Annotated in this window: 24 protein-coding genes; 14 read left to right on the top strand and 10 right to left on the bottom strand. The window is 71.0% G+C overall.

Annotation, left to right across the window (positions count from 1 at the left end):
* The first annotated feature begins 147 nt into the window (after window positions 1-147).
* Window positions 148-843, top strand: coding sequence for a response regulator (locus ACJJVL_RS12385; RefSeq protein ID WP_405219090.1), 696 nt, complete (start codon window positions 148-150; stop codon window positions 841-843).
* The gene (locus ACJJVL_RS12380) at window positions 836-1,216 is read left to right on the top strand and encodes a DUF2834 domain-containing protein (RefSeq protein ID WP_405219088.1); all 381 of its coding nucleotides are present in this window, start codon (window positions 836-838) and stop codon (window positions 1,214-1,216) included. The genes ACJJVL_RS12385 and ACJJVL_RS12380 overlap by 8 nt, the downstream gene beginning before the upstream one ends.
* Window positions 1,217-1,243: 27 nt before the next feature.
* Here the strand turns inward: ACJJVL_RS12380 and ACJJVL_RS12375 are convergent, their stop codons facing one another.
* Complete coding sequence (locus tag ACJJVL_RS12375; RefSeq protein WP_405219086.1) at window positions 1,244-2,338, bottom strand: tellurite resistance/C4-dicarboxylate transporter family protein; 1,095 nt, start codon at window positions 2,336-2,338, stop codon at window positions 1,244-1,246.
* 130 nt (window positions 2,339-2,468) lie between these two features.
* On the opposite strand from ACJJVL_RS12375, the gene ACJJVL_RS12370 reads away from it, so the two are divergent.
* Window positions 2,469-3,350: an ABC transporter ATP-binding protein gene (locus ACJJVL_RS12370; protein ID WP_405219084.1), complete on the top strand. Its 882-nt coding sequence runs from the start codon at window positions 2,469-2,471 to the stop codon at window positions 3,348-3,350.
* A complete protein-coding gene (locus tag ACJJVL_RS12365; RefSeq protein WP_405219082.1) occupies window positions 3,347-4,474 on the top strand; it encodes an ABC transporter permease in 1,128 nt (375 codons plus the stop codon). Before ACJJVL_RS12370 ends, ACJJVL_RS12365 begins: the two co-directional genes overlap by 4 nt.
* 135 nt (window positions 4,475-4,609) lie before the next feature.
* On the opposite strand, the gene ACJJVL_RS12360 is transcribed toward ACJJVL_RS12365, so the two are convergent.
* Together ACJJVL_RS12360 and ACJJVL_RS12355 are read right to left on the bottom strand one after the other, a co-directional pair.
* Window positions 4,610-6,109: a pyridoxal phosphate-dependent decarboxylase family protein gene (locus ACJJVL_RS12360; protein WP_405219081.1), complete on the bottom strand. Its 1,500-nt coding sequence runs from the start codon at window positions 6,107-6,109 to the stop codon at window positions 4,610-4,612.
* A 1-nt stretch (window position 6,110) separates the two neighbouring features.
* Complete coding sequence (locus ACJJVL_RS12355; protein WP_405219079.1) at window positions 6,111-7,508, bottom strand: MFS transporter; 1,398 nt, start codon at window positions 7,506-7,508, stop codon at window positions 6,111-6,113.
* A gap of 194 nt (window positions 7,509-7,702) precedes the next feature.
* Here ACJJVL_RS12355 and ACJJVL_RS12350 point away from each other — a divergent pair, with 194 nt between their 5' ends.
* From ACJJVL_RS12350 to ACJJVL_RS12340, 3 genes are read left to right on the top strand one after another with little or no spacing between them, the layout of a single operon-like run.
* On the top strand, window positions 7,703-8,062 hold the full coding sequence (locus tag ACJJVL_RS12350; RefSeq protein ID WP_405219077.1) for a GntR family transcriptional regulator: 360 nt from the start codon (window positions 7,703-7,705) through the stop codon (window positions 8,060-8,062).
* Window positions 8,059-8,961 (top strand): ATP-binding cassette domain-containing protein, encoded by a 903-nt coding sequence (locus tag ACJJVL_RS12345; protein WP_405219076.1) that lies wholly within the window; start codon window positions 8,059-8,061, stop codon window positions 8,959-8,961. Before ACJJVL_RS12350 ends, ACJJVL_RS12345 begins: the two co-directional genes overlap by 4 nt.
* Window positions 8,962-8,972: 11 nt before the next feature.
* Window positions 8,973-9,692, top strand: coding sequence for a hypothetical protein (locus ACJJVL_RS12340; RefSeq protein ID WP_405219074.1), 720 nt, complete (start codon window positions 8,973-8,975; stop codon window positions 9,690-9,692).
* A gap of 78 nt (window positions 9,693-9,770) precedes the next feature.
* Here the strand turns inward: ACJJVL_RS12340 and ACJJVL_RS12335 are convergent, their stop codons facing one another.
* Together ACJJVL_RS12335 and ACJJVL_RS12330 are read right to left on the bottom strand one after the other, a co-directional pair.
* On the bottom strand, window positions 9,771-11,129 hold the full coding sequence (locus tag ACJJVL_RS12335) for a cryptochrome/photolyase family protein (protein WP_405219072.1): 1,359 nt from the start codon (window positions 11,127-11,129) through the stop codon (window positions 9,771-9,773).
* Window positions 11,130-11,202: 73 nt separating this feature from the next.
* On the bottom strand, window positions 11,203-11,613 hold the full coding sequence (locus tag ACJJVL_RS12330; protein WP_405219070.1) for a hypothetical protein: 411 nt from the start codon (window positions 11,611-11,613) through the stop codon (window positions 11,203-11,205).
* 144 nt (window positions 11,614-11,757) lie between these two features.
* Between ACJJVL_RS12330 and ACJJVL_RS12325 the strand changes: the two genes are divergently transcribed.
* Together ACJJVL_RS12325 and ACJJVL_RS12320 are read left to right on the top strand one after the other, a co-directional pair.
* Complete coding sequence (locus ACJJVL_RS12325) at window positions 11,758-12,804, top strand: threonine aldolase family protein (RefSeq protein WP_405219068.1); 1,047 nt, start codon at window positions 11,758-11,760, stop codon at window positions 12,802-12,804.
* A 195-nt stretch (window positions 12,805-12,999) separates the two neighbouring features.
* Window positions 13,000-13,494, top strand: coding sequence for a YdeI/OmpD-associated family protein (locus ACJJVL_RS12320; RefSeq protein WP_405219066.1), 495 nt, complete (start codon window positions 13,000-13,002; stop codon window positions 13,492-13,494).
* Here ACJJVL_RS12320 and ACJJVL_RS12315 read toward each other — a convergent pair.
* Together ACJJVL_RS12315 and ACJJVL_RS12310 are read right to left on the bottom strand one after the other, a co-directional pair.
* Window positions 13,464-14,621: an SRPBCC domain-containing protein gene (locus ACJJVL_RS12315; RefSeq protein ID WP_405219065.1), complete on the bottom strand. Its 1,158-nt coding sequence runs from the start codon at window positions 14,619-14,621 to the stop codon at window positions 13,464-13,466. The two genes, ACJJVL_RS12320 and ACJJVL_RS12315, sit on opposite strands and share 31 nt — an antisense overlap.
* Before the next feature lie 27 nt (window positions 14,622-14,648).
* The gene (locus ACJJVL_RS12310) at window positions 14,649-15,482 is read right to left on the bottom strand and encodes an endonuclease/exonuclease/phosphatase family protein (protein WP_405219063.1); all 834 of its coding nucleotides are present in this window, start codon (window positions 15,480-15,482) and stop codon (window positions 14,649-14,651) included.
* An 82-nt stretch (window positions 15,483-15,564) separates the two neighbouring features.
* Between ACJJVL_RS12310 and ACJJVL_RS12305 the strand changes: the two genes are divergently transcribed.
* Both ACJJVL_RS12305 and ACJJVL_RS12300 read left to right on the top strand, forming a co-directional pair.
* Complete coding sequence (locus ACJJVL_RS12305; protein WP_405219061.1) at window positions 15,565-16,572, top strand: ROK family protein; 1,008 nt, start codon at window positions 15,565-15,567, stop codon at window positions 16,570-16,572.
* A gap of 136 nt (window positions 16,573-16,708) precedes the next feature.
* Window positions 16,709-16,882, top strand: coding sequence for a hypothetical protein (locus ACJJVL_RS12300; RefSeq protein ID WP_405219059.1), 174 nt, complete (start codon window positions 16,709-16,711; stop codon window positions 16,880-16,882).
* 255 nt (window positions 16,883-17,137) lie between these two features.
* On the opposite strand, the gene ACJJVL_RS12295 is transcribed toward ACJJVL_RS12300, so the two are convergent.
* The gene (locus ACJJVL_RS12295) at window positions 17,138-18,778 is read right to left on the bottom strand and encodes a DEAD/DEAH box helicase (RefSeq protein WP_405219057.1); all 1,641 of its coding nucleotides are present in this window, start codon (window positions 18,776-18,778) and stop codon (window positions 17,138-17,140) included.
* Between the two features lie 341 nt (window positions 18,779-19,119).
* Here ACJJVL_RS12295 and ACJJVL_RS12290 point away from each other — a divergent pair, with 341 nt between their 5' ends.
* From ACJJVL_RS12290 to ACJJVL_RS12280, 3 genes are all read left to right on the top strand, one after another.
* The gene (locus ACJJVL_RS12290; protein WP_405219055.1) at window positions 19,120-19,467 is read left to right on the top strand and encodes a hypothetical protein; all 348 of its coding nucleotides are present in this window, start codon (window positions 19,120-19,122) and stop codon (window positions 19,465-19,467) included.
* A gap of 138 nt (window positions 19,468-19,605) precedes the next feature.
* Window positions 19,606-20,220 carry a TMEM175 family protein gene (locus ACJJVL_RS12285; RefSeq protein WP_405219053.1) on the top strand — a complete coding sequence of 205 codons (615 nt, stop codon included), beginning with the start codon at window positions 19,606-19,608 and terminating at the stop codon, window positions 20,218-20,220.
* 69 nt (window positions 20,221-20,289) lie between these two features.
* Window positions 20,290-20,607 carry a hypothetical protein gene (locus ACJJVL_RS12280; RefSeq protein ID WP_405219051.1) on the top strand — a complete coding sequence of 106 codons (318 nt, stop codon included), beginning with the start codon at window positions 20,290-20,292 and terminating at the stop codon, window positions 20,605-20,607.
* A gap of 41 nt (window positions 20,608-20,648) precedes the next feature.
* Here the strand turns inward: ACJJVL_RS12280 and map are convergent, their stop codons facing one another.
* Window positions 20,649-21,425 carry a type I methionyl aminopeptidase gene (map, locus tag ACJJVL_RS12275; protein ID WP_405219050.1) on the bottom strand — a complete coding sequence of 259 codons (777 nt, stop codon included), beginning with the start codon at window positions 21,423-21,425 and terminating at the stop codon, window positions 20,649-20,651.
* 142 nt (window positions 21,426-21,567) lie between these two features.
* A complete protein-coding gene (locus ACJJVL_RS12270) occupies window positions 21,568-22,974 on the bottom strand; it encodes a sugar porter family MFS transporter (RefSeq protein ID WP_405219048.1) in 1,407 nt (468 codons plus the stop codon).
* Between the last annotated feature and the right edge of the window lie 231 nt (window positions 22,975-23,205).

Here is a 23,205-nt window from a genome sequence, read left to right as displayed (position 1 = left end):
CCTGCCCCCCCTTCGCTCTCTCCGCACAACGCAAGCTCGAGCCATCCGGTCTGCCGCCCTCCGGCCACCCGCTCCCCAGACGCCGCTGGTTTGAGCGCGAGGCTGGGGGCGGGGGCGGGGACGGGTGGAGGGAGCTACCGTTGGGGCGTGACGCGGATTCTGCTGGTGGACGACCAGGCGCTCGTGCGCGCCGGCTTCGAGACCATCCTGACGAGCGAGCCGGGCTTCGAGGTCGTCGGACAGGCGAAGAATGGCGCAGAGGGCGTGCGGCTCGCAGCCGAGCGCACACCGGACGTGATCTGCATGGACGTGCAGATGCCCATCATGGACGGGCTCGAGGCGACTCGGCAGATCACGGCGAGCTCGGCGCATCCGGCGGTGCTCATGCTGACGACCTTCGACCGCGAGGACTTCCTCTTCGACGCGCTCTCGGCCGGCGCCAGCGGCTTCCTGCTGAAGACCGCCGAGCCCGAGCAGCTCATCGACGCGGTGCACGCGCTCGCCCGCGGCGACGCACTGCTCTCCCCCGAGGTCACGCGGCGCGTGATCGAGCGGTTCGCGGCCGCGCCGGCAGTCGCCGCATCCGCCTCGACCGATCGCGGCAGCGAACCTGCTTCCCCCGCCCCCTCGCCCGAGCTCGAGCGGCTCACCGATCGCGAGCGCGAGACGCTGCTGCTGCTCGCGCGTGGCCGCTCGAACGCCGAGATCGCTCGGGAGCTCTTCGTCGGCGAGGCGACCGTGAAGACGCATGTGTCGAACGTGCTGCTGAAGCTCGGCATCCGCGACCGCATCCACGCCGTGATCTGGGCGTACGAGCACGGCGTGGTCGCGCCGCATGCCTGACTCGACCGCGCGCGGCGCGGAAAGGCCGCGCAGCCTCCCGCTCGCGATCGTCTGGTTCACGCTCGCCGTCGCGGGGCTCGTCGGCACATGGGTGTTCAACATCGCGTTCGTGCTGGATCCGGGCGGGATCGGCTACCTCGAGGGCTGGTTCGCGAACGCCGCGAGCATCTCGGCCTCGATCGATCTGCTGGTCGTCGCGGTGGCCGCATCGATCTTCATGATCGTCGAGGGCGCTCGGCTCGGCTGGGCACGCTGGGTCTGGATGCTGGTGGTGCTGAGCGGCATCACCGCCGTCGCGTTCACGTTTCCGCTGTTCCTCGGGCTGCGCGAGCTGGCGCTGCGTCGGCGCGCTCGGCGGATGATCCAGGACTGACGCTTCGACGAGCGCTCGCCGAGGCGCTCACGAGCCAGCGCGCGGTCGCTCCGCGGCGCCAACCACGACGGCGCGCCACAGGTGCACGAGCATCGCCACGAACACGAGCAGTCCGACGAGCAGCGCGAACCACAGTTCGACCGCACCGATCGCGCCGACGACCGGCAGGTGATCGGCGCGGCCGAGGTAGATGCCTGCCACGGCATACATGCCGAGCGGGAAGACGATGCTCCAAAGCGTCGCGTCGTAGGTCAGCGGCACCCTGTGGCGCCAGTGCCGCCACCAGCCCGCGGCGAGCAACGGCGGGATCAGCCAGGTCGCGAACGCCCAGAACACCACCGAGAGCCCCGCGACCAGGCCGCGGGTGGCATCCACCATCGGGGCCGCCGCCATCTCGACGATGCGGGCGCCGGCGAGCACGGTGATCGCGCACGCACCCATCGCCACCCAGTAGGGCGGGTTCAGGTCGATTGGGCGCAGGTCGTAGAGCATCATCCGCAGCATCACGAGCACGCCTGCCGCGGCGTAGAGGAAGACGCCGACCGACCACGACAGCACGGCCAGCAGGGCGAGCCAGCCGCTCAGCTCCGCCGGCGCCACGGGCTGCAGCGACGCCGACGAGACGGCGATCGACTGGCTCGCGACCACCCAGATGAACCAGGTGCCGTTCGCGGTCGCCACGACCGGCCTGGTCGTGCGGCCCAGCACCGCGGTCCACGGCACGACGTAGCCGAGCACGAACCACGCCATGAGCGCCAGCACGAGCAGGGCAGCAGTCCAGGCGAGGTGCCCGTCCATCGACAGACGCACGCCGAGCACATTGGTGCCGGCGACGAAGGTGAAGAAGCCGAACGCCCGCCGCGGGTCGTTGAAGTCGTCGCGGAAGGCCGCCCCGTAGCGCAGCAGCCGCCAGATGGTGAGCGTCAGCAGCACGACGTAAGCGATGGCGCAGATCCATGCGAGCACGACCGACAGTGCCTCGAATCCCTCGAGCTTGAGCCCGACGGAGATGATGCCGCTGCCCATCACCAGCGCGAAGTAGCCGGGAGCGAGCCCTCGCACCGCGCTCCGCACCCGCGGCGCGACGCCCCGCACCTCTGCGTCATCGCGCGTCACCGCCATGCTCGCGAGGCTAGCGCGCCCCGCGCCCGCTCGCGCGGCGTGATTGCGGCTCCGCTCCCCCACACGGCGGAGTCGAGATTCCAGCCGTCAGGGGGAGGTCACGAGGGGCGCTCGATCGTAGTTTTGACCCATGCTCTCCATCCGATCCATCTCTCGCTCGTTCAAAGGGCATCAGGCGCTCAAGGACGTCAGCTTCGACGTGCACGACGGCCTGATGACCGGCTTCGTCGGCGCCAACGGCGCCGGGAAGACCACCGCCATGCGCATCATCCTCGGCGTGCTCGACCCCGACTCGGGCTCGGTGGAGGTGGATGGCCGGCCGGTCACCGCGGATGACCGTGCCCAGTTCGGCTACATGCCGGAGGAGCGGGGTCTGTACCCGAAGATGAAGGTGCACGAGCAGCTCGTCTACCTCGGCCGCCTGCACGGCATGTCGGCGAAGAGCGCCGCCGCCCGCGCTACGACGCTGCTCGAGCAGCTCGGCCTGGAGGAGCGCCAGCACGACACGCTCGAGTCGCTCAGCCTCGGCAACCAGCAGCGCGCACAGATCGCCGCTGCGCTGGTGCATGAGCCCACCGCGCTGGTGCTCGACGAGCCGTTCTCGGGCCTCGACCCGATGGCGGTCGAGACGACGCTCGCCGTGCTGCGCGACGTCGCTCGATCCGGGGCCCCCGTGCTGTTCTCGAGCCACCAGCTCGACGTCGTCGAGCGGCTGTGCGACTCGCTCGTCATCCTCGCCCACGGAGAGGTGCGCGCGGCAGGCACCCGCGACGAGATCCGAGCGGCGCACGCGCGCCCCGAGTGGATCCTCGAGACGGTTGACGCCGGCTTCGTGCGCGGCATCCCGGGCATCGACGTGCTCGAGTATGACGGCGGCCACGTGCGCTTCACCGCCCCCACCGAGGCCGACGCGGATCGCGTGCTGCGCGAGGCGATCGAGCGCGGCTCCGTGCGCAGCTTCTCCCCCACCGTCCGCCCGCTGACCGAGATCTTCCAGGAGGTCGTCCGATGAGCACCACCACCGCATCCGCCCCGAACCGCGGCGCCGGCCAGCGCGGACGCACCGGCTTCTGGCAGGCGACGGGCATCGTCGCGCAGCGCGAGATCCTGACGAAGGTGCGCACGAAGAGCTACCTCATCTCAACCGCGATCCTGCTCGCACTCGTGTTCGCCGGCGTCATCCTCTCCTCCGTCGGCCCCGAGCTCTTCGACGAGGACACCCGCGTCGCGACCACCGGCGAGCTCGCATCCACCATCCAGTCGCTCGATGGCGTCGCCGTCGAGACGCTCAGCGATGCGGATGCGGTGCGGCAGGCCGTGCTCGACGGCGACGTCGAGGCCGGAGTCGTGCCGGGTGAAGGCCCCTCCGGTCTGCTCGTGATCGGCGATCGTGAGGCGCCGTCATCGCTGCTGCAACTGCTCAGCGTCGCCCCGGATCTCGAGCTGCTCGACCCGAACGCGCCCGACCCCATGCTCACCTACTTGATCGGGCTGGCGTTCGGCATCGTGTTCCTGATGTCGGCGACCACCTTCGGTCAGACGATCGCGCAGTCGGTCGTCGAGGAGAAGCAGTCGCGCATCGTGGAGATCATGCTGGCGACCGTGTCGGCACGCGCGATCCTGGCAGGGAAGGTGCTCGGCAACTCGGTGCTCGCGTTCGCGCAGATCGTGCTGATCGCGGCGTTCGTGCTGCTCGGCGGCGCGGTGACAGGCTCGCAGTTGCTGCTCGACGGCCTCGGCATGCCGATCGTGTGGTTCGTGGCGCTGTTCACCGTCGGCTTCGTCATGCTGGCGGCGCTCTACTCGGCAGCTGCGGCTCTGGTGTCGCGCTCCGAGGACATCGCGACCGCCACCAGCCCGCTGCTGCTGTTCGTGATGATCCCGTACTTCCTCGTGGTCATCTTCAACAACAACCCGGTGGCGCTGCAGATCATGTCGTACGTGCCCTTCTCGGCCCCCGTGGCGGTGCCGATGCGGGTGTACCTCGGCACGATGGAGTGGTGGGAGCCCTACCTCTCACTCGCAATCCTCGTCGTGTTCACAGTGCTGGTGATCGGCTTCGCCGCCAAGGTCTACGAGCGCTCGCTGCTGAAGACCGGCGCGATGGTCAGGTGGAAGGACGCCCTGAAGGCCTGAGCCCTCTCCCGCGGCAACACAACGCAAGCCCGAGCGCGACGATTGGCGGCCGGATGTCGCACACCCGCGAATCCGCCCGGGAACCGGAGCATCGGGCTTGCGTTGTGTTCGGCGGGGCGACCGCCGGTCCCGCGGCTATCGCCCGGGCGTCGACTCGCTCGGTGCCTCGACCTGTCGGGCAAGCACCTCGATGAGGAGGCGCTCGGTGAACTCGGACGGCAGCTGCTCGATCAGCGCCATGAGCGGCGCCATCCGCTCCGGCAGGGTCGTGCCGGCGCCCGGCCTGCCGACTCCGAGGCGTCGCAGCAGGGCCTGCGCCCGATCCGCCGTCAGCTCGCGGCGGAGGGCCCCCGTTAGCCGCAGCGCCCGCACCGTCAGTCGCGGATCGGCCGGCGGCTTGCCTCGCACGTCGGCGGCAGCGCGCGTCAGAGCCTCGGTGAGCTCGGGCAGCCTTTGCTCGGTCACCGGCGTGATCGTCAGGTGCGTCGTTCGGGGCAGGCGAGTGCCGTCAGACTGCGCAAACCCCGGCTGCAGCTGCAGCGTGAAGCCGAGCTCCGCTACGCGATCGGCCCAGCGATGCGGGTCGACGCGGGACCGCTTAAGCTCTCCATCGTCGGTGGCCACCGCGAGCAACGGCCCGATGGGCTCGCCCACCACGCGCAGCCCGGCGAGCCCATCGATGTGGGCGCGCAGCTGCTCGGTCGAACGACGGCACGAGGCGACGAGCTCGGCGAAGCCGTCGACGCCCAGCTGCTGCACGATCGCCCACGCGGCCGCGAGCGCGGTGGCCGACTTCGACCCCAGCAGCGTCGGGTTCACGACCGGGTAGCCGGGCCAGTCAGCGATGGCGAAGTACTGACGGCGCTGGCGGTCACGATCGCGCTGCAGCAGCACCGAGGCGCCCTTGGGCGCGTAGCCGAACTTGTGCAGGTCGGCCGAGATGCTGGTCACCCCGCCGACCGCGAGATCCCACGCCGGCACCCCACCCCACCAGGGCAGCGCGAAGCCGCCGATGCACGCGTCGACGTGGCACGGGATCCCCGCCCTCGCCGCGGCTGCCGCGACCTCGGCGACCGGATCGAGCACGCCGAACGGGTAGCCCGGTGCCGAGACCACCACGAGCGCGACGTCAGTGCCGAAGCGGGCGGCGATGTCGCCGGCTGCCACCACGCCGTCGGCATCGACCGGCACGAGGTCGAGGTCGAGACCGAAATAAGCGGCAGCCTTGTGGAACGCGGCGTGCACGGTGACGGGTGCGACGATACGCGCCCGCGATGCCGGCGACCGCTCGGGCCGCGCGGCCCATCCCTCCCGCGCCGTCTTGACCGCCAGCATGCAGCTCTCGGTGCCGCCGCTGGTGACGGTGCCGACCGTGGTCTCGTCGCCGTGCAGCATCCGGGCGGCGAAGCCGACCAGCTCGCGCTCGAGTGCCGCGACCGACGGAAAGACGGTCGGGTCGAGCCCGTTCACCGGCTGCATCAGGCGCATCGCCTGCGCCGCCAGCTCGTCGAGCTCGGCGAGGCCGGGGTCGTACACGTAGGAGAGCACCCGACCTCCGTGGGTAGCCGCATCGGCGGCGCGCAGCTGCCGCAGCCGTTCGATGATGGCGGCAGATCGCTCGCTCAGCTGCACCATCTCAGGCACCCGCCGGTGCAGTGCCTGCCGGCTCGATGTCTGCCCTGCGCAGCCGGTAGCGGCGCAGCGTCACCAGGCTCACGAGCATGGCGGCGGCCGGCACGACGCTGAAGCTCAGCACGATGCCGACGACCGCGGCACCGGACTGGTCGACGACCGCGGCGCCGACCGACTCGCGATAGCCCGTGATGGCGAGCACCACCGTCAGCGCGGTCGCGCCGAAGGCCATCCCGGCTGTCTCACCTGCTGTCCAGACTCCGCCGAACGTGCCTCCACGGCCCTCGCCGTGGCGGGTGGCGTCGTCCGTGATCACGTCGGGCAGCATCGCCAACGGCAGCGACTGCATCCCCGCGTAGGCCGCGCCTGCAACCGCGACGGGCAGGTACGCCCACGGGCCGGGTGCCCACAGCAACAGCACGAGCGAGGCCGTCGCGGCCAGGAAGATTCCGCTGGCGATGCGGAAGCCACGCGCCTTGCCGACCCGCCTCGCGACCGCACCCCACACCGGTGCCAGCAGCAGGGCGGGCGCGATGAGCGCGACGAACAGCAGCGTCACGGCGGTCTGATCGCGCAGCACCCAGGTGGCGACGTACTGCGCGCCGGCAAGCATCATCCCGGTCGCGAGCCCTTGCAGCATGTAGGTCGCCAGCAGTGCGCGGAACGGCTGGCTGCGCTGCAGCACCCGGATGCCGCTGCGGTAGTGCTGCGCGAGCGAGGTGGGCGGTGCTGGGGCGGCCGCAGCCGGGCCCCGTGGCGCGACCGTCGACGACAGCAGCATCGCGATGCCGAGCACCGCCGCAGCGACGATCGCCATCATGAGATAGCCAAGGTGGGGGTCGTCCGGGAAGAGGTCGCGCACCAGCGGCCCGCCGGCGCCGAACAGCAGGATCGAGACCGCCAGCACGACCACGCGCCAGGTGAGCAGCCGAGTGCGCTCGTCGTAGCGGGCCGTGAGCTCGGCGGGCAGCGCGATGTAGGGCACCTGGAACAGGCTGAATGCAGTCGCGCCGAGGATGAACGCGAGGCCGACCCAGGTGGCGGACGCCGCGGGAGAGAGCCCCGGCACGACGGCGAAGGTCAGTACGAAGCACAGCGGCAGCGCGACGCTGCCGATCAGCATGAAGCGCCTGCGCGAGCCGTCGCGCGCGAGGCCGCGATCGCTGAACCCGCCGATGACGGGGTCGATCACGACATCCCAGACCTTCGCGAGCGCCAGGATCAGCCCGGCGATGAGCGCCGAGACGCCGAGGGTGTCGGTGAGGTAGTAGAGCAGCACCAGGCCGGGGAGCGTCGAGAATCCGCCGGTGCCGAGCGAGCCGATGCCGTAGCGCCAGATCGTCGATCGCGGCAGCCGCGAGGCCGCGTCGGCGGGGCGGGCCGCATCGCTCGGCGCGCTCATCGATCGAGCCCGGTGGGATCGGGGCAGGCCCCATCGAGCCCGGCGATCACCCGCAGCCACATCACTGCCATGGCCCGATCCTATGCGGATGCGCGACACCCCCTTGACAGGTTCATGGGTGCCATGGTTCATTAGTGGAGTAATGAACCAACGGAGTGAGATGCGCAGCTCATTCCCGACCCCAGGAGGCAGACATGCTCGACGAGAGCAAGCCGATCTTCCAAGCGGTGGCCGAGCAGATCGAGGACGGCATCCTCGATGGCACCTACCCGGAAGACAGCCAGGTCCCCTCGACCAACGAGCTGGCCGCCTTCCTTCGCATCAACCCCGCAACCGCCGGCAAGGGCCTCGGGCTCCTGGTCGATGCGGATGTGCTCACCAAGAGGAGAGGGATCGGCATGTTCGTCGCTCCAGGCGCGCGTGAAGCGCTGCGCCAACGCCGCAAGTTCGCATTCCAGGACCAGTACATCGCCCCACTGCTGCGCGAAGCAGCCCAGCTCGGGATCAGCCCCGAGGAGCTCGCCGGCATGATCACGAAGGAGGTCGCACGATGAGCGCCATCGTCACTCGCGACATCGTCAAGCGCTACCCCGAGGTGGCCGCCATCGACGGCGTCAGCATCAGCCTCGATGAGCACCGCATCCATGGCCTGCTGGGCCGCAACGGCGCCGGCAAGACCACCCTCATGCAGCTGCTCACCGGTCAGGTCTTCGCGACCAGCGGGGAGATGGAAGTGCTGGGCGCCACCCCGGTCGAGAACGTCGAGGTGCTCTCGCAGACCGTGTTCATCCAGGAGAGCCAGAAGTACCCCGACACGTTCCGCGCCATCGACGTGCTGCGCATCGCCTCCGGTGCCTACCCGAACTGGGATCAGGCGTACGCCGACGCCCTCGTGGAGCGCTACCGGCTGCCGGTGAAGCGCCCCATCAAGAAGCTCTCGCGCGGCCAGCTCTCGGCGATCGGCATCGTCATCGGCCTGGCCTCCCGCGCACGGCTGACGTTCTTCGACGAGCCCTATCTCGGGCTCGACGCCGTCGCCCGCCAGATGTTCTTCGACGACCTGCTCGCCGACTTCACCGAGCACCCGCGCACCATCGTGCTCTCCACTCACCACATCGACGAGGTCGCGAACCTGCTCGAGCACGTGGTGATCCTCGACGAGGGCAAGGTGCTGCTCGACGCCGACACCGACCAGCTGCACGACGCGGCCATCACGGTGTCGGGCAGGGCTGCGGCGGTGGATGCGTTCCTGGCGGGCCGCGAAGTGCTCGAGCACAAGACGCTCGGCTCGCTCGCCACCGCCACCTTCACGCCCCGCGACGGCGACGAGCTCGCCGCCCGCGAGGCGGGCCTGGACATCGGCCAGGTCTCCCTGCAGGCGCTCTTCGTGCACCTGACCACTGCCAACGCGGCCTCGGCCGCCGACCGCGCGGCCGACCGCGCGACTGTCTGAGAGGAGTCGTCATGCGCATCCGCAACGTCATCCAGCTCCACACCGTCAACAGGCTGCAGGCCTTCGGCTGGCCGCTGCTGATCATGTGCTTCTCGCTCGCGATCGTGCTTGCGATCGGCGCGCTGGTGACCAATCTCGGCGGACCGGAGGCCCGAGTCGGGATGAATCAGGGCATGCAGTACAACGGCGCGATCTTCGCGCTGCTCGGGCCGCTGATCGGCTTCGGCTTCACCGCCATGGGGCAGTACTTCCCGCTCGCGCTGGGCCTCGGCCTCACGCGCCGCGAGTTCGCTGCAGGCACCACCGCCGTCTTCATCGGCAATGCCGCGTTCTACGCGGTCATCATCACGATCGGCAAGGTCATCGAGGTGGCGACCGGGGGCTTCGGCCTCAGCATCCGCTTCTTCGACGTCGTCTACACGGGGCTCGGCGAATGGTGGCAGACGCTCATCCAGACCTTCCTGCTGATCCTCGCGGTGATGCTGCTGGGTGCGGCGATCACGACCGCGTTCCACCGGTGGGGTCAGTCGTTCCTCTGGATCTTCTGGCTCTCGCTGGCGGTCGTGGTGCTCGCCCTCGGCGCCGGCTTCGTGCTCTCTGACGGGTTCCGCGCCATCGCCGTCGACATCGCCGCGATGGGCTGGCTGCCGTGGATGGGTGTGGTGGCCGCACTCGGCGCCGTCGGCGCTGCGATCTGGCTGACGCTCGTGCGGCGCGCGCAGGCCCGGTAGCGGTCGCGGGCCGGCTGCCAGCACTGCCGGCCCCCGACCCCGCAACCGCACCGCAACCGCAACCGCAACCGCAACCGCTCAGCGAAGGCGCTTGACCGACTCCAGTCGGGCAAGCGCCTCTTCGCGCTCCGCCTTGTGGTCGAGGATGCGCTGGGGGTAGCCCTCGGCGAGCGCCCCGTCGACCTTCCACGGCTCGTGCACCGCGGCGCCGGGCACGTGGCGCAGCTCGGGGATCCAGCGGCGCACGTAGTCGCCCTGCGGATCGAACCGCTGCCCCTGCAGCACCGGGTTGAAGACCCGGAAGTACGGGGATGCATCCGTGCCGGTGCCCGCCGTCCACTGCCAGCCGTGATTGTTCGAGGCGAGGTCGCCGTCGGCCAGGTGCTGCAGGAAGTGGCGGGCGCCGATGGGCCACCACACGTGCAGATCCTTGGTGAGGAAGCTGGCCGTGACCATCCGCACGCGGTTGTGCATCCAGCCCTCCTCCAGCAGCTGCCGCATGCCGGCGTCGACGAACGGGAAGCCGGTTCGGCCCTGGCGCCACGCCTCAAAGCCGTCGCCGGGCTCGTCGTAGGGCATGCCCTGCAGCTGGTCGCCGTAGTCGTGCCACGCCGACCGCGGGTTGTGGAAGAGCACGTCGGCGTAGAACTCGCGCCATGCGAGCTCGGTCTGGAAGCGCTTGAGCGATCGCTGCGCCGGCTTGCCCCTCCTGGGCGCGACGCGGTCGAGGTCGGCCAGCAGCGTGCGCGGATGCACGGCCCCGAGCTTCAGCGCCATCGACAGCCGGGAGGTGCCGTCGAGGTCGGCGCGATCGCGGTGCTCGTCGTAGTCGTCGATGTCGTCCTCCAGGAACGCCTGCCAGCGCTCGAGCGCACCCTCCTCGCTCGCCCAGGTCAGATCGGCGGTCACCTCGGGCGGCTCGGGCAGCGGGTCGCTGTCGATGCGCCGCACCCAGCGGTGCGCGGGCGGCAGCTCGGCGGGTGCCCGCCAGCCGTGCGCGAGCCAGGCACGCGAGAACGGAGTGAACACCCGGAACGGGTCGCCATCGCCCTTTCGCACCCTGCCGGGCGAGACCGCATAGGGGCTGCCGGTGGCGATCAGCGGTACATCGAGGGCAGCCTCCACGCGCCCATCGCGGCGACGCCCGAGCGGCGTGGTCTCGCCCGAGACGTGCACCGCATCCGCCCCGGTCTCGCGAGCGAGCGCCTTCAGCACCTGCTCCGGCGAGCCGCGGCGCACGACGAGCGCGCTGTCGGTGGCCGCATGGAGTGCCCGCAGCGCGGTGCGCAGCGCAGCGAGGCGCGCGGCGCCGGCATCATCGAACGCCGGATCCTCGATGAAGACCGGCAGCACGTCGCCTGCTTCCGCAGCCGCGGTGAGCGCGGGATGGTCGCGCACTCTGAGGTCGCGACGGAACCAGACGATCTGCGTGCTCATGCCGGGAGGCTAGCGACTCGGGCTCCACGTTGCCGGCCGGGCGTCTGCAGAGGCCCGGCCAGCCGCGGTGCCCTCAGTCGCTGCGCTCCGTGCGCTCCGTGTGCTCGTGGTGCTCGGCGTGCTTGCCGTGCTCGCGACGCTCCGTGTGCTCCGTGTGCTCAACGCCCCCTGCTCCGGTGCCGTGGTCGGGCGACTCCGCGTCCTGCACGGTCGAGCTCCCGGCAGTCGACGAACTGCCGAGCCCATCCGCGGGCGACTCCGCTTCCCGCACGGGCGAACCGAGGCCGCTCGCAGAGCCCCCCAGCCCCTCGGAGGGTGAGTCGGCCTCGTGCACGGGCGACCCCGTGCCGGTCGTCGACGGGCCAAGGCCCTGCGACGGCGAGTCCCGCACCGATGTCGACTCGTGCTCCTCGGCGGTCGCCTCGTGCTCGACGTCGTGGTCGCCGTCGTGGTCGTGGTGCCCGGGCTGCGTGCTGTCCTGCATGTGCATCTCCGATCGTCGTGCGGGGGCGCTCCGTGAGCGTCACCTGCTCCGCTGGGTCTCCCCCGGCTCATTGTGGCGCGCAAGCCTGAGTTCTGGCAGTGCCTCCATTGCGGCAGTGCGCGTCCGATCTGGAAAGATCGATGGGTGCAGACCCTCCACAACACCGACCGCCGCGGCTTCGCATCCGACAACTACTCCGGCGTGCACCCCGAGGTGCTCGCCGCGATCGCCGACGCGAACGGCGGCCACCAGACCGCCTACGGCGCCGACGACTACACCGCTCGGCTGCAGGAGGTCGTGCGCTCGCACTTCGGCGACCGCGCCGAGGCGTTCCCGGTCTTCAACGGCACGGGCGCCAACGTGATCGCGCTGCAGTCGCTGCTGCCCCGCTGGGGAGCGGTGATCGCCGCGAAGAGCGCGCACATCAACGTCGACGAGGGCGGCGCGCCCGAGCGCGTCGGCGGCATGAAGCTGCTCACGGTGGTGACGCCCGACGGCAAGCTGACGCCGGAGCTGATCGACGAGGAGGCGTGGGGCTGGGGCGACGAGCATCGCGCGCAGCCGCTCGCGGTCTCGATCACGCAGTCGAGCGAGCTCGGCACCCTCTACACGGCCGCCGAGATCCGCGCGATCGCCGACCACGCGCACGCCAAGGGCATGCTGCTGCACGTCGACGGGGCGCGGCTGTCGAACGCGGCGGTGTCGCTGGGCGTGCCCTTCAGGGAGTTCACGACGGATGCGGGCGTCGACATCCTCTCGCTCGGCGGCACGAAGAACGGCGCGATGGGCGCCGAGGCGGTCGTGGTGCTCTCGGACCGCGCAGGCTCCGGCCTCGTGTTCCTGCGCAAGCTCAACATGCAGCTGGCGTCGAAGATGCGCTTCATCTCGGCGCAGCTGATCGCGCTGTTCGAGGGCGACCTGTGGGAGCGGAACGCCTCGCACGCGAACGCGATGGCCGCACGCCTGCGCACCGCGGTCGAGCAGCTGCCGGACGTCGACTTCGCCTACCCGACGCAGTCGAACGGTGTCTTCGCGCGCCTGCCGGAGGGCGTAGCTGATGCCGTGCGCGACGCCTTCTTCTTCTACGACTGGGATGCCGCCGCGGGCGAGGTGCGCTGGATGTGCACGTGGGATACGACCGAGGCGGATGTCGATGCGTTCGCCGCCGCAGTGCGGTGCGCGGTCTCCTAGCCTCTCGTCGGTGGCCGATGGCATGCTGATGCCCATGGCGAAGCAGCCCGGCACACCCGGCGGCAGCGACGAGCGGCCGGCGGTGTTCTTCCGCGACGCTGGGGAGTTCCGCGCCTGGCTCGAGGCCAACCATGAGACGAGCACCGAGCTCTGGATGGGCCTGACCGCCAAGCACGTCGAGCCACGCGGGCTCACGTGGGCTCAGGCCGTGCCAGAGGCGCTGTGCTTCGGCTGGATCGACTCCTTGTCGCAGCGCATCGACGACGATGCCCGCCGCCAGCGCTGGACGCCCCGCAAGGCGACATCCAATTGGTCTGCGGTGAACGTCGCGCACGTCGAGCGCCTGCAGGCCAAGGGGCGGATGCACCCGGCTGGCCTCGCCGCCTACGAGGCGCGGCGCGACGACAGGACCGCGATCTACAGCTGCCTCCCGAGCTGCAGCAGCCCATCGATGAGTCTCCAGCCGCCGCCGCGTTCCTCGCGGAGGCGACGGCCAGTTACCGCAAGGCGGCGGTCTCCTGGGTGCTCAGCGCTAAGCGCGCGGCGACGCGAGAGCAGCGAGCGCGACAGCTCGCCGACGACTCCGCGGCCGGGCGCCTGATCCCGCCGCAGCGCTATGGCGAGACCCCGAAGTGGGTGGAGCGGGCGGCCGCCGCCGCTCAAGCCGCCGGCAGCGATCCGCCCAGGTAGCGCGCCAGGTTCGCGAGCGACGACCCGAGGCCGAGCTCGTGATCGGCCCGCGAGATGCCGGCCGGCACATCCGAGGCCGAGACCGTCACCCGAGTACCGGCTGCGACCGGCTCCAGCTGCCATCGCATCACCATCTCGCCGGCGAACCGCGGCTCGACCGACTCGAAGGTGACGCCCTGCACGACCCGCCGCCCGGGAACGAGCTCGATGAAGCGCACGAGCGAGGCATCCGAATCGTCGGTCGTCTTCGGATCGACGGGATCTGCGAAGCGCAGCACCAGACGGAAGCCGCCGCCCGCGCGGGCATCCAGCTGCTCGATCTCGCCGGTCGCGCCTTCCGGCGGCAGCCAGCGCTCGAGCGCAACCGGATCGAGCAGCGCCCGGTAGATCGTGGCGGCGTCGGCGGCGATGACCGTCGATGCGCGGTCGACACGTCCCGTCTCGCGTGTCGACGTCGAGGGCTCCGGATGCGCCCGGCCCGCAGCGATCGCCCGCACCGCGGCCGCGAGCCCGAGCGCGAGGTCATCGAACGTGAGCCGCGATCCGTCGTGCGTCACCGCTGAGGTGCTCGCTGCCCCGTCAGGGTCGGTCTCGGCGCCGACCGTGGCGGTGCCGTGCGATCGAACCGCCGGCACGTGCAGGAAGCCGCCGGGCACATCGAGCCCGGCGACGAGGTAGGCGACGTGATTGCAGAGGAAGCGGCCCGCATCGTCGCTCGCGTCGGCGGGCAGGCCCACCTGCAGGATCGCGCTGACGAGCGCATCGGCGTCCAAACCGGATGCTCGACGCTCAGGCCCGGCCGGGTCGATGGCGGTGCCGCGCGGCTGATCGCCAGCGTTGTCCGGGATGCGCGCGTCGTCCTCGTTCGCGGCCCAGCGCTCAGGCGTGATCGCGCTGCGGCCGCCGGCCTCGCCGACCGACAGCACCGCATCCGGCGCGTGCTGGTCAAGCAGCGCCGCGAGCGCGGGCCCCGCGTCCGCGAACGCGACCGGCAGCACACCCGTGACGAGCTCGATGCCGGGCTGCGGGTCGTCGGCCCACGCGTCGGCCAGGAGCCGCACGGCCTCGAAGCTGGCGTTCTCGGCGTCACCGCCGAAGGGCTCGAAGGCGGTCAGGAGGATCTTCACGCGACCCATCCTGCACCCGGCCGGGCGTCATGCGCGGGCGTGATCGCCACCCGTCCGTGCGCTCGAGTGCGCGCCGTTGCGATGGTTCGCGTCACGACGCAGCTCGACCGCGAGCGGCAGATGGTCTGACAGCGGCGGTCTTGCCAGGCGGATCTGCCGCACGGCGGGCAGGGGATCGGCGCTGAGGATGTGATCGATCTGCACCATCGGCTGCATCTGCGGGAAGGTGGCGCCGCGCGCGAGCGGTGTGGCTCGCGTGATGCGCTTCACCACGGTCTGCGGCAGGTTGAGGTCGCCCATCAGGATGCGCGGGCCCGGCAGGCCCTGCATCCAGCGCATGACGCGGCGCAGCTGCCGGATGTTCGACCTCGGCACGAAGCTGAGGTGCGTGCACACGACGGTGAAGGTGCCCAGCGGCGAGCGGATGGTCGCGGCGACCGCGGCGCGCGGCTCCTCGCTCAGCCTGCCTGATGGGCCGGCGTCGCGATCCACCGGCGGCAGCTGCCGGGCGCCCGCAGGCGCCATCCGCAGCACATGCCAGCGCTGCACCGGGTACCGGGTGAGCAGCGCGATGCCGTAGCCGTCCTCGGCGGCGTCCAGATCCCGGTTGTCAGCGGGCCGCCAGGCTCGTGCGGGATCGCCGATGAGCGTCGGCACGAAGCATGCGTTCGCGCCGCCCATCGCTTTCGCCGCGAGCGCGGTCAGATCGAGACCTCCCGAGCGCGGCTGCCCGCTGTCGACCTCCTGCAGCGCCAGCACATCGGCGTCGAGCGCCTGCACCGCGTCAGTGAAGCGCGCAGCGTCGACGTGGGCGTCGCCCATGGTCCTGCCGTGCAGCACGTTCCAGGTCACCAGGCGCATGCGACCATCCTGCCCGGTGCGGCTGCGAATCGTCGGCACCGTGCGGCAGGGAAACGACGGCACCGTGCGGCAGGATTGGCGCGTGACAGTCGTAGGCCTCGACGTAGGCGGAACCAAGATCGCGGGCGTCGCGCTTGCAGCGCACACCGCCCATCGCACCGCGCCCGCGCCCGCCGACCACGCCGGGCCTGCGCGAGCACGCTCCGCGACATCCGCCTGGAGGCTGGATGACGTGCTCGTGCGCACCCACCGTGAGCACAGCATCCAGGGGTCGGCGTCGCTCGTCGACGCGGTCGAGGCGGCCGTGCACGAGCTCGACGTGCTGCTCGCCGCCGACGGACACCCGCCCATCACCGCGGTCGGGCTCGCGATCGCGGCCTGGATGACCCGCGACCGCGAGACCGTTGTCTGGGCCGCACATCTGGGCGTGCGCGGCTTCGGCCTGCGAGCGGCGCTCGCCGAGCGGCTTGGGCTGCCGGTGACGATCGACAACGACGCGAACGGCTACCTGGTGGGCGAGGCGGCAATGGGCGCGGCGGCGGATGCGTCATCATCGATGCTGATCGCCCTCGGCACCGGGGTGGGCGGGGCCTTCGTCGTCGACGGGCAGCCGCTGCTCGGCGCCCACGGGCTCGGCGCCGAGCTCGGCCACGTGACGATCGACGAGTCGGGGCCGCTGTGCTCGTGCTCGGCGCACGGATGCCTGGAGGCGTATGCGGGCGGCAACGCGCTGCGGCGGGAGGCGGCCAGCGTGCCTGCCGCCGTGGCGCTCGCGCCGAACGGTGCGCCGACAGCCGAGCACCTCGCGAACGCGGCGCGGGCTGGGGATGTCGCTGCGATCGCCGCCGTGGAGCAGGCCGCGAAGGCGGTCGCCGCGGGGCTGCGACGGCTGCTGCCCGCCTTCGATCCCGAGGTGGTCGTGCTCGGTGGCCGCGTGATGCTCGCGTGCGCCGACCTGCTGCTGCCGGTGATCGAGCGCGAGCTCGACGAGCGCCCGCCGCTGCCCGGCGTGCCGCAGCCGCGTCGCCTCGTGCTCGCCCAGCTCGGTGGCCACGCGGCCGCGATCGGCGCCGCCGTGCTCGCCGCGTAGCTCGCGCGGCCTTCCCCGCGCACCGCACGCTGGACCCGCCACGCTCTGCACTGCCCTCGACCGTCCGTTCGACAGCAGCTCGAAGCCATGCGTCCCCACCGCCAGAAGTTGAGATCTGCTCCCCTATGCTCCTGGCATGGGGACTCCATTCATGCCCGCCGAGGGCATCGTCCTAGCGGGCATCGCGATCTGGATCGGCGTGACCGTCCTGGTGCTGGTCGTCTGCTACTGGGTCATCCGGCTCGCGGTTCGGCATGCCCTGCGCGATGTCGCGAGCGAGCGGCCGGTGGAGCGAGCCGACTTCCCGTGAGCAGCCGCTGACTGCTCGCCGCTGCTGCAGCAGGTCTCGCCCGGCTCGCGGATTCCGGTACGAGATCGTCGCGCGGCGCGGCCGCAGGCGACCATTCGGTACCGGACCGTCGCGGGCCGGCGGCCCGCGGCATGGGTTGCGGTACGAAGATGTCGCGCGGGCCGGCCGCAGGCGACCATTCGGTACCGGAAACGCAGAAGCGCCCCTCCGTGTGGGAGGGGCGCTTCGATGCGAGTGGGCTCAGGCCCGCGAGACTCAGCCCTGTGCGCGGCGCGGGGCGCGGCGCTCGCCGCCCGAGCGGCCACCGGAGCGGCCGCCGGAGTCGCCACCCTGCAGCGAGCCGCCGCCGGTCGACGACCAGGCGACAGCCGAGCCACCGCGCGGAGCCGCACCGCGGCCGCCGCGAGCGGGCTGGCCGCTGCGCTGGCCACGTGCGGGCTGACCCTGCCGGCCGCCCTGTCCACCCTGGCCGCCGCGGCCTCCGGCTGTGCCGCCACCCGTGTCGGGGCGACCCGAGCGGTCGCGACGGGGACGATCGGCGCGAGCCGAGCCTCCGTCGGCGCCGTGCGCGCCCGATCCTGCGACACCGTCGCGCGAGGCGCGCTTGCGACGAGCGTTGGCACCCTGCGAGGAGCCGCCGCCGCGCTGCTGCGGCAGCTCATTGCCCGAACCCGGGCCACCGGGAACCGGCGCGACGTGCGGCGCGTAGGGCCCGACGAGCGAGTCGACCGAATCGGACGAGGCGGTGACGATCTGCGGCTGCACCTTGATGTCGGCCTTGCGCAGCAGCGTCATCGTGTCGCGGCGCTGCGCCGGCAGCATGACCGTGGCCACATCGCCCGACGAGCCAGCACGAGCCGTGCGGCCCGAGCGGTGCAGGTAGGACTTGTGCTCGATGGGCGGGTCGACATGCACGACGAGCGCGACGTCGTCGACGTGCACGCCGCGAGCGGCGACATCCGTCGCCACCAGCACGCGCACGCTGCCGTCGGAGAACTGCGCCAGGTTGCGGTCGCGAGCGTTCTGCGACAGGTTGCCGTGCAGGTCGACGGCAGGGATGCCGGATGCGGTGAGGTGCTTCGCGAGCTTCTTCGCCTGGTGCTTGGTGCGGGTGAAGAGGATGCGGCGGCCCTCGCCCGAGGCCAGTCGGCGCACGAGCAGGTTCTTGTCGTCGGGGGCGATCTCGAAGACGTGGTGCGTCATCGCCGTGACGGGCGAGTTCGCCTCGTCGACCGAGTGCATGACCTCGTTCGTGAGGAAGCGCTTGACGAGCTTGTCCACACCGTTGTCGAGCGTGGCCGAGAACAGCAGTCGCTGACCCGAGCTGGGCGTCTTGTCGAGGATCTTCGTGACGACCGGCAGGAAGCCGAGGTCGGCCATGTGGTCGGCCTCGTCGATGACGGTCATCTCGATCGCCTGCAGCGAGGCGATGCCCTGCTTCATGAGGTCCTCGAGGCGGCCGGGGCACGCGACGACGATGTCGACGCCGGCCCGGAGCGCTTGCTCCTGCGGTCGCTGCGAGACGCCGCCGAAGATGGTGGTGACGGTCAGGCCGGCGGCCTTCGCGAGCGGTGCGATCTCGGTCGCGATCTGGGTCGCGAGCTCACGCGTCGGTGCGAGCACCAGGCCCAGCGGCAGGCCCTTGCGGCGTCCGCCACCGGCGAGCTCGCCGGAGAGGCGTGCGACGAGCGGGATGGAGAACGCGAGCGTCTTGCCGGAGCCGGTCTTGCCGCGGCCGAGCACGTCGCGCCCGGCGAGCGTGTCGGGCAGCGTGTCGGCCTGGATCGGGAACGGGGTCTCGCGGTTCGCGGCGCGCAGCGCGGTCACGAGCTTGGCGGGAACGCCGAGCTCGGCGAAGGTCGTGGTGACCTCGGGGGTGGTGATGGTGTCAGTCAAGGTTGCTCTTTCTGTGAGCGTGCGTGCGCACCCTGCCGTCTGCACGCGGGTGCAGGCGTTCTTCTTGGGTGGATGCGTCGACGCAATTCGGCGAGCGCGGCGGAGGCCGCGATCGTTCGCCGTGGAAGTTCATCGACGTCCGGGATACCGAACGGAGAGAGGAGCGTTCAACGACGCAGGCGAGCCGGCAGCGATGCCCTGCTCGCGCAGTGATGCAACTCTAGCAGGTGGGCGCGTGTCGCCGCCCGAGCGCACATCCGCCCCTGCCGAATCGCCGCGAGCGCGCGTACGCTGACGGTCGAGCGGCTCGTACGGCGGGCCCCAGCCTCGAGGAGGTCGCCATGCGGCTGCAGCGCTTGACCGCACTCGCGATGCTGATCGGCGGGGGCGTCCTCGCGATGACGGCGCTGGCGTGGGTCGGCGCACGCGTCACCGTCACGGTCGGGCTTGCCAAGGCGGCCGGCGGCGACTTCGCCTCGCTCTACCTGCTCGGCGACGGCACCGCGCCGACGGGCGCGCTCGCAGCGGCCATCGGCACGCTGGCGCTGCTGCTCGCCGGCGTCGTGACCGCATCCGTCGGCTCTCTGCGCATCGCAGTCCCTGGCCCCTCGCCGCTGATGATCCGCAACCCCGGATCGTTGAACCCGCAGCCGCGCGAGATGCAGCTGGCCCTGAAGGGCAAGTACTAGCGACGAGCGTGTGGCGGCATCGCGCGACGGGGACGGATGCCGGTAGCGTCAGGCACCGCGAGGTCTTCGGCTGTTGCTCGTGATGCGACCGCGCCGAGGCGACCTCGATCTCAGACGGCCGCCAGAAGAGAGCACGACATGCGAACGAGCAGGCTCGAGGCGTTCAGCGACGGCGTGCTGGCGATCATCATCACGATCATGGTGCTCGAGCTGGCGATCCCCGAGGGCGAGCAGTTCACCGACCTCCTGGGCGTGACCGGCTCCGGACTGCTCAGCTACCTGCTGAGCTTCATCTACGTCGGCATCTACTGGAACAACCACCACCACCTGTTTCAACTGACGAAGCGCGTGTCAGGGCCCGTGCTGTGGGCGAACCTGCATCTGCTGTTCTGGCTGTCGCTGTTCCCCTTCACGACCGCCTGGATGGACAGCTCCGGCTTCGCGCGCGCTCCGGTGATGACCTACGGCATCGTGCTGTTGGCCGCCGCGACCGCCTACGCGCTGCTGCAGCGCGTCATCATGGCCTCGCATCCGGAGAACTCCTCGCTGCGCGACGCGATCGGCCGCGACACCAAGGCGAAGGTCTCGCTCGCGCTGTACCTCGGCGGCGTCGCAGCTGCATGGTTCATCGGCGATGAGCCGGTGCTGCCGACGGTGCTCGCTGCCGCCTGCTACGTCGCGGCCGCACTGCTCTGGTTCCTGCCCGACAAGCGGATCGAACGAGCCATGCGAGAGCACGCCGCCGAGGATTGACGAATCGCGACGAGCGCTGGCATCCGCCCAGGCTCGGGCGATATGTTCGGCGCAGCCGAAGGGGCCGTCATGACCACACAGCGCAAGCGAGCACTCGCACTCCTGATGGGCGGTCTCGTCACCGCGATCGGATCGATGATCTGGTTCGGCATGCAGCTCAACTCCGGCGTCGTGCAGGCGCGCGCCGCGGAGGTCGACCCGATGGCGTTCCTGTTCGCCGATGCGGGCACCACGATCGTGACGCTGATCCCGCTGGCGCTCATCCTGCTCGGCATCGTCGCCGTCGCGATCGGCTACCGTCGCTTCGTCGAGCCCGGGCCCGCTGCGCAGGTGCACAACTCGGAGTACCCCGGATTCATGCGGCAGGCGCAGGGGCCCACCGGCTGACGACGGCCGGGTGCGGCCGGGCCGTTCGCTGCCCGGCAGCGTCAGGAGCTGCTCGGGAGTGTGAGGATGTCTGCACCGCTGTCCGTGATCGCGATGGTGTGCTCGGAGTGCGCCGTGCGGCATCCGGTCTTGCTGCGCAGGGTCCAGCCGTCGGCATCCGTCACCAGCACGTCGGTGTCGGCCATCACCCACGGCTCCACCGCGAGCATCATGCCGGGCCGCAGTGGCACGCCGCGGCCGGGGCGGCCGTCGTTCGGGATGTGCGGATCCTGGTGCATGGTCGTGCCGATGCCGTGCCCGCCGAAGTCGGTGTTGATCTCGTAGCCGGCCTGGCGCAGCACCGTGCCGATCGCGTGCGAGATGTCACCCGTGCGGGCGCCGGGCGCCGCCGCCGCGATGCCAGCGGCCAGGGCGCGCTCGGTCACGTCGATGAGCGCGCGGCTCTCGTCGTCGCCCGCGCCGCCGATGACGAAGCTGATCGCAGCATCCGCGGCCACGCCGTCACGCAGCACCGCGAGGTCGAGCGTGAGCAGATCGCCGTCGCCGAGCCGGTAGTCATGCGGCTTGCCATGCAGCACCGCGTCGTTGACGCCGGTGCAGATGTAGTGCCCGAACGGGCCGCGGCCGAACGATGGCGCGTAGTCGACGTAGCAGGATTGCGCGCCCGCGGCTTCGATCATCGCCTTCGCCCAGCGGTCGATCTCGAGCAGATTGGTGCCGACCTTCACGCGGGCCTTCAGCCCGTGCAGGATGTCGGCGACGAGCGCGCCCGTCCGCTTGCCGCGCTCGACTTCTGCAGGACTCAGGATCTCGATCACGCATCCATCCTCGCAGGCACCGCGGGATGGTCGGAGCCAGGCTGTCGGCGACAGGCCCCCGCCGGGTGGTGTTCGCAGCCCCGGCAGACGGCGGCCACCACGGCCGCGACCCGGTGGTCATCGCAGACCCGGAAGGCGGCGGTCACTGCCGGGCGTATGCGCTGCCCGAGGAGATGTCGGCCTCGAGCCGCTCGAGCGTGCGGCCGCGCGTCTCCGGCACCTGCGTGGCCACGAACAGAACGGCGATCGCGCCCACCACGGCGAAGAGGAAGAACGTGCCGGTGATGCCCGTTGCCTCGACGAGCGACGGGAACCAGAGCGCGAGCGTGCCGTTGGTGACCCAGTTCGCGAACGCGGCGATGCCGATGCCGAGCCCGCGCATCCGCAGCGGGAAGATCTCCGACAGGTAGACCCAGGTCGCGACGTTCAGGAACGTCTGCATCGAGCCGACGAAGGCGACCACCAGCACCAGGATCACGAAGGGGCGGATGGGGTTGCCCGGCTCGAGCACCATTGACGCGACGCCGATGAGCACGTGACACACGGTGGTCAGCCCGAAGCCGAGCAGGAACGTGGTGCGGCGGTCGATACGATCCATCATCCACAGCGCGATGAAGCCGCCGATGACGCCGATCACGCCCGGCGCGACGTTCGCGACGAGCGCCGCCTGCTCGGAGAATCCCGATTCCACGAGCACGGTCTGCCCGTAGTACATGATCGAGTTGATCCCGGTGAGCTGCTGCGCGACGCCGACGCCGATGCCGACCAGCAGGATGCGGCGGAGCCACGGGTTGCGCAGCACCTCCCCGAGGCGCGTCTGCCCGAGTCGGTCATCCGCCGTGATGCGCTCGATCTGCGCGAGCTCTGCCGCTGCGCGCTCGTCGGAGCGCACAGTGCGGAGCACGGCCAGCGCCTCGTCTCCCGTGCCGTTCCGAGCGAGCCACCGGGGCGACTCGGGCATCCGCAGCATGCCGACGAAGAGCGCGAGTGCGGGTAGCGCGCAGACGGCGAACATGAAGCGCCAGACGCCGTCGATGTGCCCGAGCGTGGTGCCGATCACGGCGTTGACGATGAAGGCGGCGAGCTGGCCGATCACGATCGCGACCTCGTTGCGGCCCGAGATGGAGCCGCGGATCTCGTACGGCGCCATCTCCGCCAGGTAGACGGGCACGACCGTGGAGGCGCCGCCGACGGCGAGCCCCAGCATCACGCGGCCCAGCACCAGCACGACGAAACCGGGTGCGAGCACCAGCACCATCGTGCCCACGAAGAAGACCACGGCGAGCGCGACGAGCATCGTGCGGCGACCCAGCGCATCCGAGAGCCGGCCGCCGAAGAGCGCGCCGATCGCCGCGGCGAACACGAGCGAGCTCGTGACGATGCCCTCGGTGAACGCCTCGAGGCCCAGCTCGGCGCTGAGCGGACGGAGCGCACCGTTGATGACACCCGTGTCGTAGCCGAACAGCAGCCCGCCGAAGCACGCGACGATCGAGATGACGCCGAGCCGCGCGCGGTGCGGGCCGGGAGTCAGGGCAGGCAGCGCAGTCATGGTTCCCCTCGCGGTGCCCGCGCACCGGCTGTCTTCTTTGAGCTCGGCAGCGCCGACACGTCTTCACTCTAGGTGGTGCCGCGCGGGGCCACCTGCCCCTCCGCACAACGCAAGCCCGCGGCCCCGGTTCCGGGGCAGATCTCCGCGCGGGGCCGGATCTGCCGCCGGTTCTGGTCGGCGGGCTTGCGTTGTGTCAGCGGCACGGCGGGGAGGGGGGTGGGAGGCCAGGTG

Origin of the sequence: Agrococcus sp. Ld7 (assembly GCF_045064095.1) — a bacterium.
Classification (GTDB): Bacteria; Actinomycetota; Actinomycetes; order Actinomycetales; family Microbacteriaceae; genus Agrococcus.
The sequence above is the reverse complement of the archived record's forward strand: the minus strand, read 5'-3'. Positions and strand labels throughout refer to the sequence as shown.

Bases quoted from the DNA above. Each gene is read 5' to 3' on its own strand.
- ACJJVL_RS12380 (WP_405219088.1), top strand. From the start codon at position 836: ATGCCTGACTCGACCGCGCGCGGCGCGGAAAGGCCGCGCAGCCTCCCG.
- ACJJVL_RS12375 (WP_405219086.1), bottom strand. From the start codon at position 2,338: ATGGCGGTGACGCGCGATGACGCAGAGGTGCGGGGCGTCGCGCCGCGG.
- ACJJVL_RS12370 (WP_405219084.1), top strand. From the start codon at position 2,469: ATGCTCTCCATCCGATCCATCTCTCGCTCGTTCAAAGGGCATCAGGCG.
- ACJJVL_RS12365 (WP_405219082.1), top strand. From the start codon at position 3,347: ATGAGCACCACCACCGCATCCGCCCCGAACCGCGGCGCCGGCCAGCGC.
- ACJJVL_RS12360 (WP_405219081.1), bottom strand. From the start codon at position 6,109: ATGGTGCAGCTGAGCGAGCGATCTGCCGCCATCATCGAACGGCTGCGG.
- ACJJVL_RS12355 (WP_405219079.1), bottom strand. From the start codon at position 7,508: ATGAGCGCGCCGAGCGATGCGGCCCGCCCCGCCGACGCGGCCTCGCGG.
- ACJJVL_RS12350 (WP_405219077.1), top strand. From the start codon at position 7,703: ATGCTCGACGAGAGCAAGCCGATCTTCCAAGCGGTGGCCGAGCAGATC.
- ACJJVL_RS12345 (WP_405219076.1), top strand. From the start codon at position 8,059: ATGAGCGCCATCGTCACTCGCGACATCGTCAAGCGCTACCCCGAGGTG.
- ACJJVL_RS12340 (WP_405219074.1), top strand. From the start codon at position 8,973: ATGCGCATCCGCAACGTCATCCAGCTCCACACCGTCAACAGGCTGCAG.
- ACJJVL_RS12335 (WP_405219072.1), bottom strand. From the start codon at position 11,129: ATGAGCACGCAGATCGTCTGGTTCCGTCGCGACCTCAGAGTGCGCGAC.
- ACJJVL_RS12330 (WP_405219070.1), bottom strand. From the start codon at position 11,613: ATGCAGGACAGCACGCAGCCCGGGCACCACGACCACGACGGCGACCAC.
- ACJJVL_RS12310 (WP_405219063.1), bottom strand. From the start codon at position 15,482: ATGCGCCTGGTGACCTGGAACGTGCTGCACGGCAGGACCATGGGCGAC.
- ACJJVL_RS12300 (WP_405219059.1), top strand. From the start codon at position 16,709: ATGGGGACTCCATTCATGCCCGCCGAGGGCATCGTCCTAGCGGGCATC.
- ACJJVL_RS12290 (WP_405219055.1), top strand. From the start codon at position 19,120: ATGCGGCTGCAGCGCTTGACCGCACTCGCGATGCTGATCGGCGGGGGC.
- ACJJVL_RS12285 (WP_405219053.1), top strand. From the start codon at position 19,606: ATGCGAACGAGCAGGCTCGAGGCGTTCAGCGACGGCGTGCTGGCGATC.
- ACJJVL_RS12280 (WP_405219051.1), top strand. From the start codon at position 20,290: ATGACCACACAGCGCAAGCGAGCACTCGCACTCCTGATGGGCGGTCTC.
- ACJJVL_RS12270 (WP_405219048.1), bottom strand. From the start codon at position 22,974: ATGACTGCGCTGCCTGCCCTGACTCCCGGCCCGCACCGCGCGCGGCTC.